This window comes from Sivoneniella epilithica UHCC 1019 (assembly GCF_040830845.1).
Taxonomy (GTDB): domain Bacteria; phylum Cyanobacteriota; class Cyanobacteriia; order Leptolyngbyales; family Leptolyngbyaceae; genus ULC077BIN1.
Genome location: NZ_JBFPDP010000040.1, coordinates 1 through 10,179 on the forward strand (window position 1 = coordinate 1; position 10,179 = coordinate 10,179).

Annotated in this window: 13 protein-coding genes and 1 pseudogene; 10 read left to right on the forward strand and 4 right to left on the reverse strand. The window is 46.0% G+C overall.

The window, feature by feature from the left end; genetic code table 11:
• Nucleotides 1–431: 431 nt before the first annotated feature.
• The 3 genes from AB3R30_RS20015 (at nt 432) to AB3R30_RS20025 (ending at nt 1,911) form a co-directional block, all read left to right on the forward strand.
• A complete protein-coding gene (locus AB3R30_RS20015; protein ID WP_458650985.1) occupies nt 432–647 on the forward strand; it encodes a recombinase family protein in 216 nt (71 codons plus the stop codon).
• A 69-nt stretch (nt 648–716) separates the two neighbouring features.
• Nucleotides 717–1,175, forward strand: coding sequence for a hypothetical protein (locus tag AB3R30_RS20020; RefSeq protein ID WP_458650986.1), 459 nt, complete (start codon nt 717–719; stop codon nt 1,173–1,175).
• Nucleotides 1,135–1,911: a transposase gene (locus tag AB3R30_RS20025; RefSeq protein WP_458650987.1), complete on the forward strand. Its 777-nt coding sequence runs from the start codon at nt 1,135–1,137 to the stop codon at nt 1,909–1,911. Before AB3R30_RS20020 ends, AB3R30_RS20025 begins: the two co-directional genes overlap by 41 nt.
• A 21-nt stretch (nt 1,912–1,932) precedes the next feature.
• Here AB3R30_RS20025 and AB3R30_RS20030 read toward each other — a convergent pair whose 3' ends face one another.
• Entirely contained in the window at nt 1,933–2,070 is a 138-nt protein-coding gene (locus tag AB3R30_RS20030; protein WP_458650988.1) for a reverse transcriptase N-terminal domain-containing protein, read from the reverse strand.
• Between the two features lie 27 nt (nt 2,071–2,097).
• Between AB3R30_RS20030 and AB3R30_RS20035 the strand changes: the two genes are divergently transcribed.
• On the forward strand, nt 2,098–2,235 hold the full coding sequence (locus tag AB3R30_RS20035) for a hypothetical protein (protein WP_458650989.1): 138 nt from the start codon (nt 2,098–2,100) through the stop codon (nt 2,233–2,235).
• A gap of 203 nt (nt 2,236–2,438) precedes the next feature.
• On the opposite strand, the gene AB3R30_RS20040 is transcribed toward AB3R30_RS20035, so the two are convergent.
• The 3 genes from AB3R30_RS20040 to AB3R30_RS20050 all read right to left on the reverse strand — a co-directional run bounded on the left by AB3R30_RS20040 (nt 2,439) and on the right by AB3R30_RS20050 (nt 5,713).
• Nucleotides 2,439–3,938 (reverse strand): 3'-5' exonuclease, encoded by a 1,500-nt coding sequence (locus AB3R30_RS20040; protein WP_458650990.1) that lies wholly within the window; start codon nt 3,936–3,938, stop codon nt 2,439–2,441.
• Nucleotides 3,939–3,995: 57 nt separating this feature from the next.
• Complete coding sequence (locus tag AB3R30_RS20045; RefSeq protein ID WP_458650991.1) at nt 3,996–4,652, reverse strand: UvrD-helicase domain-containing protein; 657 nt, start codon at nt 4,650–4,652, stop codon at nt 3,996–3,998.
• Between the two features lie 341 nt (nt 4,653–4,993).
• Nucleotides 4,994–5,713 (reverse strand): IS1 family transposase, encoded by a 720-nt coding sequence (locus tag AB3R30_RS20050; RefSeq protein ID WP_458650992.1) that lies wholly within the window; start codon nt 5,711–5,713, stop codon nt 4,994–4,996.
• A 60-nt stretch (nt 5,714–5,773) separates the two neighbouring features.
• Between AB3R30_RS20050 and AB3R30_RS20055 the strand changes: the two are divergent.
• The 6 genes and pseudogenes from AB3R30_RS20055 (at nt 5,774) to AB3R30_RS20080 (ending at nt 10,025) form a co-directional block, all read left to right on the forward strand.
• Nucleotides 5,774–6,788: pseudogene (locus AB3R30_RS20055) on the forward strand (IS701 family transposase).
• Between the two features lie 166 nt (nt 6,789–6,954).
• Nucleotides 6,955–7,149, forward strand: a complete 195-nt coding sequence (locus AB3R30_RS20060) for a hypothetical protein (RefSeq protein ID WP_458650993.1) — start codon at nt 6,955–6,957, stop codon at nt 7,147–7,149.
• Nucleotides 7,134–7,388: a hypothetical protein gene (locus tag AB3R30_RS20065; protein WP_458650994.1), complete on the forward strand. Its 255-nt coding sequence runs from the start codon at nt 7,134–7,136 to the stop codon at nt 7,386–7,388. The genes AB3R30_RS20060 and AB3R30_RS20065 overlap by 16 nt, the downstream gene beginning before the upstream one ends.
• Nucleotides 7,389–7,400: 12 nt before the next feature.
• Complete coding sequence (locus AB3R30_RS20070; protein WP_458650995.1) at nt 7,401–7,835, forward strand: hypothetical protein; 435 nt, start codon at nt 7,401–7,403, stop codon at nt 7,833–7,835.
• A 114-nt stretch (nt 7,836–7,949) separates the two neighbouring features.
• A complete protein-coding gene (locus AB3R30_RS20075) occupies nt 7,950–8,558 on the forward strand; it encodes a hypothetical protein (protein WP_458650996.1) in 609 nt (202 codons plus the stop codon).
• A gap of 750 nt (nt 8,559–9,308) precedes the next feature.
• Entirely contained in the window at nt 9,309–10,025 is a 717-nt protein-coding gene (locus AB3R30_RS20080) for a hypothetical protein (RefSeq protein WP_458650997.1), read from the forward strand.
• Nucleotides 10,026–10,179 lie beyond the last annotated feature (154 nt).

A 10,179-nucleotide genomic window follows, 5' to 3' on the forward strand; every position in this document is an offset into this window, starting at 1 on the left:
CCGTTGGACTCCATTGGGCATCTTGCCGTGTTTATGAACCTTCAAATGTCCATACAACGGGCATTCCATAGGTTGAGCAATAAAGTAACTATTTTCTACTTTATCCGAACCCACAGAAATTTAACGCACGATCGAACCCTCTCTACTCGACCCTACTTTTCCTATAACTGCATCAAAACTCGTCTCATCGGTTCAATTTTGATAGATAGATTGACAAGCTGTTTTAGAGAGTTTTAGGGCTGAAACGCTAAGTGGCGATCGCCTTTCTGAATGTCTCTTTTGGGGTCGTTTATGAGACGATTCTGTTCGTGATCCTAAATTACGGTTTTTGGACTGAAAATGTGTAAATTAACTTGTTTTTAAATCTATGCTTCAAAACAATGCAGGTTTGACGAGTTCTGATACAGTTGGAGTACATTAGAACTCTCACTATGCTGATCGGGTACGAACGCGTCTCCACTGATGACCAGAATTTGAACTTGCAACACGATGCTTTGAAACAAGCTGGGTGTGACCGCATCTTTTCCGACAAGATAAGCGGCACTAAAGCCGATCGCCCTGGATTGAAGGAAGCCTTCGACTATGTGCGAACCGGAGATACGTTGGTCGTGTGGCGGCTTGACCGCTTAGGGCGATCGCCTGACTGACTGACACAAAATCTTGGAAGAGGGGTAAATCCAAGTATTCTGAGGATTACCACATCAACAGAAGTCACTATGGAAAACACCCCTCGCCTCTATGATACGCTGCAAGCGTTGCTGGGTCAACACTGTCGCTGGCGAGATCAGCGCCACTTATACCCGTTAGTTTGGATGGTCGTAGGACTGGTTGCCAGCGGACAAATCAGCTTAACGGCATGGAGCGATTATGTGCAAAGTCGTGCGGTTTATGCTCAAAGTACGCAACGGCGGTTTTCACGGTGGCTTCAGAATGAGCGGGTACACGAGCATTCGTTGTATGCCCGGTTGATTGGATATGCCCTATCAGTTTGGCAGCAAGAGCGCATTGTTCTGGCACTCGATACAACCCGGTTGTGTGAGCAGTACTGCATCACTCGGATTGTGGTCGTATACCGAGGACGAGGAATTCCAGTGATTTGGAAGGTGCTGGAGCATTCTAGCAGTACCGTTGCTTATGCATGCCACTTACGCTCCGCTGTTGGATGCCGTCGTTGAGGTATTGCCCACAGGAGTTGAAGTCTTGTTTTTAGCAGACCGGGGCTTTGCTGATGTGGAGTTATTCAAGCACCTGCATCGCCTGGGTTGGCACTATCGGATTCGGGTCAAGTCCAACTTTCTGGTGTATCGCGGTCAGCAGGGTATGCCCATCTCGTTCTACACTCTATCCACCAGTCATGCCCTGTTTCTGCATCAGGTCAAGATTACTAAAGCTCGCTATGGTCTGGTGCATCTAGCCTTAGCTCATCACTATCCCAGTCGGGAACGCTGGTATGTCGTCAGTGACCAACCCACTACGACCGAAACTTTTGTTGAATACGGCTTGAGGTTTGATATTGAGGAGAACTTTTTGGATGATAAATCCAACGGGTTTCAACTTGAATCCTCCCACATCCGCTCTGCTGCCAGGCTCTCACGCTTGTGCTTGGTGCTCGCGGTTGCTACCCTCTACTTGACCAGTGTTGGCACGGCTGTGGTTGACCAAGGTGAGCGCCGCCAAGTTGACCCTCATTGGTTTAGAGGCAGTAGCTATTTCAAAATCGGTTGGCATTGGATTCGCAAAGCACTTGTACAAGGCTGGCCAATTCCGACGACGGTTGCACTTCAATCTGCACTGGATCTAGACCCCTGTATCCCCTCCAAATCTCAAGCTGCCAAACGACAACCGCTCTACTTTAGAGGCACTACAGTCGATTGTGTTCTCCCGCTGGAACAACGGCTCAGTACCGCTTAACCTGAAATACGAGAAAATGTGTCAGTCAGCCAGGTTCAAAAGGAGTCGTTGTAATCTCTGAACTGCCTTCACATCACCACGGCGAGAGGCTTGATAGATTCGCGTTTGCAGCTTATACACTTGCCGCTCTAGCTTGTGCGCCAGGGCAACAGGTGCCATTCATACATCGCCTCAAAGGACCTGTTCATGACATTTGTACTGGGCTTGATATTAGCAGCGGAAAAATTCTGGTCGTTAGTGAAGCGCCAAAAGCAACTGTCCCATTTTCGGCGACTGGTTGATCAAACACTAGAACCTGAAACGGCGCAAAATCGTTGCTTGTGATTCGGACTGTCCCATTTATGGCTAAAGATGGGACAGTTCAAGCCCACAAGTACGCAAGCAAAGTAATCGCTGAAAGCTTTAATTCATGAGTCTTTCAGCCTTAACGACCAGAATTTTTCCGTTGCTATAACTGAGCCGACTATAAATTCTCGAAATATGCCAGGTAGTCCGCTGCCCGTCGTTCTTATCAAAGAGAGTTATTTTCAGCGACAGACCCGGACTTGGGGAACAACTAGATCCCACTCTTCTTTAACTTCGCCTGTTACCTCATCAATATCTAAATGTTGATAGATGTGGCGTACAGTGACCTCACCAGGTTGCCATTCAAATTGACTGGGGCGAATTCCTTGGTCACTCAGGACTTGATTGGCATGTCTTGATAAGGCTCCAATTTCTTCATCTTGCTCAGTCCAGATTGTCCAGCCATCTCCGTAGCGACTACATTTCATTTGTAAGTTGCTTCCTTCTCTTAATTTTTGAATAATGGCTTGTTTTGATTTCGTGGCTAGATATCCTAAATTGATATCCCCTTTTTGTTGACCGCCCCTTCTTTCTCCAAATGGGCTAAAGTCAGCGTAGTAAATGAAGCTGGGCAAATTAATCTGCTCCACTGATTTCTGTTCCACTTCAAGCTGCATCTCTTTTATGAATTGGCTATTGCGAGTTGAAGTTAGAGCTAACTCCTCTTTAGCCCTTGTCATCGCAACATAAAGCAATCTGCGTTCTTGTTGTGCTTGTTTTGCATTAGTAGAGAACTTGTCTGCTAGTAAAATTACTTTGCGAAATTCAAGTCCTTTGGCTCCATGACAGCTAGTCACTAGAACAGCCGCCTCATCAATGGAAAGATCAGGACTTTCGTTAAATTCGTAGATAGCAGTAATAATTTCATTAGTGCTGATTTCATCAGCTAAATCTGAACCATAACCTCTTTCCTCATCTAAATCGGTGGCAATCTTTAGGAGGGTTTTGACTGTAAGCTCGTTTAATCCATGATGTGTTTTTTCAAAGAAACTTTCAAAGCGTTCTCTGACAGGTTGTGCGGGCGGGATGATTAAGCTGGAATCACGCTTGAGAGCTTTTAAGAGACGCTGAGTAACGTGATTGCGAACTAGCTTAATTTCGCCTCCTTTCAACGTATGAGTGGGAATGTTGGCTAATCGATCGAGCAAGGCTCTAATTTCTTTGAGTTCATCCCATTCCCGCGCCAGGATTGCAATCTCGCAGGGACGTGTTCCTTCTGCAATCCATTGTTTGACCTGTGTGGTGATCCAGATGGCTTGTTCTTTTGGAGTTGAAAATTGAAGTGCTTTGACAGGCACTCCTGATTGACCAATCCGGGCTGCATCAATTTGGACTTGTTCCTGGAGGTCTCGTTTACAGCGATCGGGACTGTTTTGAATGACGTAGTTTGAGGCTTGGATGATGGATTCAGTAGAACGATAGTTTTCTGTTAATAGAAATCGTCTTGCCTTGTACTCGGCTTGAAACTGCAAGATATATTTAGGGTTGGTTCCTCTGAATTCATAGATATTTTGATCGTCGTCACCAATCACACAAAGATTGATTTGAACTGATCGCGCTTGATCTTCAGAATCACCAAATCCTGCAATTAGCTGAATCAGGCGGTATTCCTGCTCTGCAACATCCTGGTATTCATCCACAAAGATGTGTTCTGTGTTGCCTAATAGCCTCACTCGACGCATCTGACTATCTTCATCAGCTAAGGCATCTTCGTTCCCTTTGTCCAGAAGGTTACAGGCTTACTCAAGGAGTTTTTGGAATTTGTGTTCCGTACTTTGCTGTTTCTGGGATTGGGTGTCTGATTCCTCAATGGTTCGACCTAATAGGGACAGTGCCAGTCCATGAAAGGTATATACTCTCAGTCGCGATGCTGACGTTCCCACCAAATCTTTAAGCCGTATGCGGAGTTCTCGAACGGCATTGCGGTTGTAAGCCAATACCAGAATCCGATCGGGGTTGACTCGTTTGACTTTGATCAGGTAGGCAATTCGATGAACAATGGTGCGTGTTTTACCCGAGCCTGGACCCGCGATGACTGCGATCGCCGGGTCGTCTGCTTCGACAATAGCGGTTTGGGCTGGGTTGAGCGATCCCATAATCCGGTTATAGTCTTCCTGGGTAACGGGACGCTTGCAAGCTTCTGCATGGAGGACTGGATATTTATTAGCGAATTCCTCACAAGGAAGCTTAAAGTAATCTTCGACGAGTTGTTGGCGGGCAGCCTGGTCTTCTCCTAATCGCCCGTATTCCAACATTAAGTGAGTGCGACGGGCTTGTTCAGAATAGTGGTTTTGCACCTCTGGATACTTACGGTTAATGGTGGTGATATTGGCTCCTTTATGAACTCGGACTTTTAATGCTTGGCTGAAAAGGAGTAGCCCCTCGGTTAATCGCAAAATTTTCCTCTGATGTAACCAGAGAAGGGCTGTTTTCAACTTTTTTTCGTCGAGTTCTGTAGGATTTCGCTGAGCGCAGATAGTTTCCAGTAGGGTTTCAAATTCACATTCAACGATGAGGCGGGCACCAGAGGTTTTCTCTAGTTTCTGGTCAATCTCGGCGTAGATTGCGTTAATCAGCCGACGGCTGAAGTCTTGGTGGTTCTCTAGTCTTTCGATAACTTTTGATAAAGGTCCTGCCCCTGTCTCAATCGGTTGAATTTGAATAATTCCTGAACTGATGTTTTTGAGTTTAAGCCAGTGTAATGCCCTCCAACTCTCAACAATGTCTGGTAGTGCCCTTACGTAAAGGACAGAGAAAAAGAAACCATCTGCTCCCGTCGCAATTTCTCTCGAATCTTTTGATTGTAGTGATGAATGAAATTCCAAATCGCTCCAATGTGATTGCCTAATTTCTTCGAGAACGATAAAGTTTGGCGCACTAAGCGTGAAATGCGTTGTCGTAACGTGTTATTCAACCGCTCAATATAGCTCGTCAACCCAGAATCCTTGTCCACTGCAAAATGTCGTTTGCTCGGTAGCACACAGGCATAGGCTTCCCAGTGGTCGGTGTAGATCCGGGCATATTGTCGATAGCGGCGCGGCAGGCTATCCCATAGGGCTTGTGCCGATTCCTGAGAGCGATCGCCGACAAGACACCCAATGATTTCGCGGGTCGCTGCATCCATCGCTAACCAAACCCATTGTTTATTGCCTTTGTCATCCACAAAAGACCACAACTCATCCATCTGAACCGTCAACCTTGCGGTTGTTTTGGGCAGTACCTCGGCTTGTTGGTGCACCTGCTCATAGGTCTGATTGACGTACTGCTGCAACCAACTTTCTGACAGTTTCAGGACTCTAGCAATCCCCGCTAAAGGAATCCGCTCTAGCAATAACCGATCAATTAGAGCATTGGTATCTTGATCCTTGGGCTTCCACTGGGGATCTTCGACAAACTGACGACCACAGTCTCGGCATTTATGGTTTTGCTTGCCCCGGCGAGTTGTTCCGTTTTTCATGATCAGGACTTACGCAGGGAGAGGATAAGGCAAAATAAGACAGTCCTTAAAACTAGAGGCATGAGTTTTACTAAACTTGACTACTGCCAATATCTGCTGAGCAGCCCCATCAACTACACCGTGACCAACTTGGCTGACCATCTTGATGGGATTAGCCATGACCGGATCAATCGCTATCTGCGAGGTGAGAAACTGACTCCGCGCCTGTTGTGGGATAACGTGAGAATAGTGCTACAACCGCATGAGAAAGCTTATGTGCTGTTCGACGATACGGTATTGGACAAACGTTATTCAGGATCAATTGAACTGGTAAGGCGACAATATAGCGGTAACGAACACCGAGTCATTCGAGGCATCGGGTTAATTAGCTGCGTATACGTGAATGGCGAAACCGGGCAGTTTTGGGTAATTGACTATCGCCTTTACGACCCTGATGGAGATGGGCAAAGCAAGCTTGACCAGGTTGCCCAGATGCTCAATGGGGTGGTATACAGCAAGCAGTTACCCTTGACAAGGGTGTTGATGGATAGCTGGTATGCGACTCAAAAATTGATGGCACAAATTGACCAACTGGGGAAAGTGTACTACTGTCCGCTCAAAACGAATCGACGCGTGGATGATAGTGGCGATGCAGCGCCCTATCAGCGCGTGGATGAGCTGGTTTGGAGTGCCCAGGAGTTAGAGCAAGGCAAGCTGATCAAACTTCGGGGATTTCCTAAAGACAAAAAGGTGAAACTGTTCCGGGTCACTGTTTCTACCAACTCCGGCGGAGTTTGTCGTCACTAACGACTTAACTCAAGCTTCTACGGATGCGGTACAAGATGAGTGTGGCATTCGTTGGAAGATTGAGGAGTTTCACAGAGAACTTAAACAGTTAACTGGAGTAGAGGCTTGTCAATGTCGCAAAGCGCGCATTCAGCGTAATCATATTGCCTGTGCGTTACTCGTTTGGAGTCGCCTGAAGGCGATCGCTTATCAGACAGGCAAAACGGTTTACCAGATCAAGTATGGAATGCTTTCGGATTACTTGACTGCCCAACTCAAGCATCCATCTGTTCAAATGACTTTTGCGTAAGTCCTGATGATGTCATCTGATCCACAACTCGGACAGATTAAGTATGGTTTCATAGTTGATCTCGGGTTACTTAAGCCGTCGTCTCCATTTCCCCTCACCCTTTACGAAAAAGCACTACCAAAGCATTAAACAGTGCTACAGGTTTACCTTTGAACCAGATCCCACCATGACAGCGGCTGAAATCAAGGACTTTCAGCAGTTTTTAGATGGGTTGGATTATGGGGCAATGACGAACTCTCAAGCGATCGCGATTCTGGATGAGTTATGGAGTCACCCTGAAACTACCCGTGCAAACCTCCATGAAGACATTTATGAACAAACCCAAACCCGGATTATGTGCCATCCGTGGCAGCGGATTTGAAAGCGGGGCGTGGGGCGCGAGTCAATCCATCGCAAGCCAAAGCAGGGGACATCATTTTGGCAAAAGGGTATGAACATATTGGCATTTGTCAGAATGATGGCTGCTCTCAAGTGCTATCCAATTCGTCTAGTCGAGCTTCGTTTCGCTGGAAGTCTGACCGCACGTTTAATGGGTACTACAACAATAGTGCTTACATCCGGGGAGCACCAACGGAAGAAATTTATCGAGTGGTCAAATAAAGGAGGTCAATTATGTCTCACTACAAACGCATGACGTATATGCTGCTGGTTCTGGCAATGCTGTTCACGACAATCGCGATCGAGCCGTGGATACACTCCGGTCAAGTTGCTGGGGCAATATCTCAGCCAGTATTGGTAACTCAGGCTAGCTCAGAAAAGGCGGCGGTTCAGAAAGCGGTTCTGCAATACCTCAATTGTCAAGGTGTCACTATCAAAGCAAAACTACACGAGGTCGCGATCGCGGATGGGTTTGCGCTCGTCGGTTGGACACGCGGCGAAATGGGTGGCAATACGCTACTCAAGCAAAACGGTAGGCGTTGGGAGGTAATCACATCAGGTGGAGGTTATCTCGGACTAAAGGGGTTACAACAATCGGGTGTGCCTCAAAAAACGGCTGAAAAACTTCTCAATCAATATGACCCAAACTGGCGTAAGTACCAACAATAGGAGAGTGTCATGACTCAGTTATCTTCGACGAGAAATACAAGTGAATTGATCGTTAGCGATGTGATACCTAAACCAACAGAACAGCCAGTTCTTTCACCTCCGCCCCATTGGTAAATGCGTTTTGCACTGTGGTTTCGGATTGGATTTGCCTGTTTCTTATTGCTTGGCTCTCTGCTCGAATTGACGGGCTGTGCTGGACAAGTTCTAGCACTCAATGGACAGCCTTTGCAGTGGACAGATGCTCAGAAAACTACACCTTTAGTACTTCATCAAGCGTTTGATAATTTGACCACCGTACCCAAAGAGGAACAACCAAATCTGCCCGTGCTGGCAAACCCTCTCAAAGGACAACAGGGACAAGCGATTGTTTTCAACTTTTCCAAGGTTCCTCAGCTTTGTGGTGCAGCAGGTTGTTTGTTTGCTGCCTATGCCCAAGTGCCAGAGGTTACTCCGCCCACTCTCAATGACGATGTGCAAATGTCTTATAGATTAGTGTGGACACAATATTTGCGATCGCCCATACCTAAAGGAATTCCATTGTTGTTTCAATACAATTCTCCTAATCAACCCAATGAGAGTTTTCCAATGCTGGTCGCGAATCAAATTGAAGATAATCGAGTTCGGCAGCTTGTTTTTAGCTGGAGTGGAAGCCGCTACGAACTGGAGAAGAGAATATTAAATGAGCAGCCCCTTGAAAACATCAAACATCAAGAAAAGCCATAGGATAGACGGCAATAAGTGTAGTGATCTAACCTCAGTCACTTTGGATTTACCAATGGTGTCATTCAAGAAATGATAGAGAAAAGTTAGATCAAAAAAAACAACCTATTATCGCAAAGCTTCTTAATGAGTAGCTCATCTGTATTCATAGATTGGTTCCGCTGTATTCATAGATTGGTTCCGCACTTTTAGGTGTCGGTTGGACTAAGAGGATGTTTTGTCCTCATCTGAAATTCATCTAGCGCCCAGTTCTGCTAAAAATTCATTTCAAACGGGTCATATACCAATAAGGGTCGCAGAATGTGTGCCCCCGGATTTGTTCCGTTCATTGTTCCTGTCTTGGAATATCTTTGAGTGGCGTACAATTGCTTCTTAGAAATGTTAGTTTGACTACACCTGGCTAGCACCAAGGTTATTTTACTGAGCCGACAGAACTTTAAAGAAATAGACAGAGCTTAAGGTCTAGCAGACTGATTTACATTAGCTTCACAATCAAGCTAACATCTTCAGATGACTTCATGAAGTAGTGGTATTAGGAGTCTGAACACTAAAGTGTATTTACTAATCGCTTAGTGGATAAGCTTCCGTAGAAATATCCTTATAAACTGATAAAAACTCGCTTAAGCTGATAAGCAAGACAGCGAATCTAAAGTCTGTTCCTGGGCTACAAGTTCCTGGATACAGCCTTGCTATGTGAGTTCACAGTATTTCCTTTAACCGTTTAAGCATCAACCAAACATCTCCACCTGAGCTATGAATATGTCCTTATCTATCACGCCACAAGAATTGGTGATCATTGTTGCTGCCCAAAATCAAAGTCCTGCTGTCTTCAATCTAGAATTCCTCAAATACAGCGGCATTATTCCCAGTGAGTGGGAACTAGCACGTCAACCGATTTACACCCCTCAAGTCGTGCAACTGGCTTTCCAAAACAGTGTTGTCATCACGGCTCAAGCCGGACGTATTCTGTTTACTGAAACCATCGAAAGCAAAGATTTTAGCGTAATCGAAATCATTCAAGTCGCCCGTCGCTGCATCCAAAGCTTGCCGAACATGGAATACGAGGCGGTCGGCATCAATCCGGCTGGACATGTCGAATTTGACCCACCCGAAGCCACCAGCACCTATCTGAGCAAAACACTGTTGGCTGATGGTCCCTGGCAAACCATCGGGCAGGCGGCTCCCCGAACTCGTTTGAGCTTCACCTATACCCTGGAGCGCAGTCCATTTAATCTCACTATCAGCGAAGCTAAAATTCGTCAGGCTGATGAAACCCTTAAACCTGTGATTGTTTTCGGTGGCAACTTTGACTACGTTCTTGAGGGGACTACTCAGCCCGAAAAACTGCAACACTTGCATCAAGTTTTAGACCATGCTCAAGCAGATCTTGACACTTATCAAGCCCTGATTAACCAGAATTTCTTAAGTGTCATCGAAAGCCAGCCGACATTACTACCTGTGTTTGCTTAGTGCAGCTTTAGATAAAGTCTACTCTCAGTCTTGAGTGAGTTCAAGACTTTTTCTTCTGGGCGGCTTTGGGGCTTTACCTATTTCTATTCCAATGATTGTATATCGACGACCTACGCACCCGATATGCAAGGGTTTATCCTGCCGATTTTTAATC

Excerpts from the sequence above, each read along its gene's own strand:
- AB3R30_RS20015 (WP_458650985.1), top strand. The coding sequence starts at position 432 with ATGCTGATCGGGTACGAACGCGTCTCCACTGATGACCAGAATTTGAAC.
- AB3R30_RS20040 (WP_458650990.1), bottom strand. The coding sequence starts at position 3,938 with ATGCGTCGAGTGAGGCTATTAGGCAACACAGAACACATCTTTGTGGAT.
- AB3R30_RS20050 (WP_458650992.1), bottom strand. The coding sequence starts at position 5,713 with ATGAAAAACGGAACAACTCGCCGGGGCAAGCAAAACCATAAATGCCGA.
- AB3R30_RS20075 (WP_458650996.1), top strand. The coding sequence starts at position 7,950 with ATGCGTTTTGCACTGTGGTTTCGGATTGGATTTGCCTGTTTCTTATTG.
- AB3R30_RS20025 (WP_458650987.1), top strand. The coding sequence starts at position 1,135 with ATGCATGCCACTTACGCTCCGCTGTTGGATGCCGTCGTTGAGGTATTG.
- AB3R30_RS20070 (WP_458650995.1), top strand. The coding sequence starts at position 7,401 with ATGTCTCACTACAAACGCATGACGTATATGCTGCTGGTTCTGGCAATG.
- AB3R30_RS20060 (WP_458650993.1), top strand. The coding sequence starts at position 6,955 with ATGACAGCGGCTGAAATCAAGGACTTTCAGCAGTTTTTAGATGGGTTG.
- AB3R30_RS20030 (WP_458650988.1), bottom strand. The coding sequence starts at position 2,070 with ATGGCACCTGTTGCCCTGGCGCACAAGCTAGAGCGGCAAGTGTATAAG.
- AB3R30_RS20080 (WP_458650997.1), top strand. The coding sequence starts at position 9,309 with ATGAATATGTCCTTATCTATCACGCCACAAGAATTGGTGATCATTGTT.
- AB3R30_RS20035 (WP_458650989.1), top strand. The coding sequence starts at position 2,098 with ATGACATTTGTACTGGGCTTGATATTAGCAGCGGAAAAATTCTGGTCG.
- AB3R30_RS20020 (WP_458650986.1), top strand. The coding sequence starts at position 717 with ATGGAAAACACCCCTCGCCTCTATGATACGCTGCAAGCGTTGCTGGGT.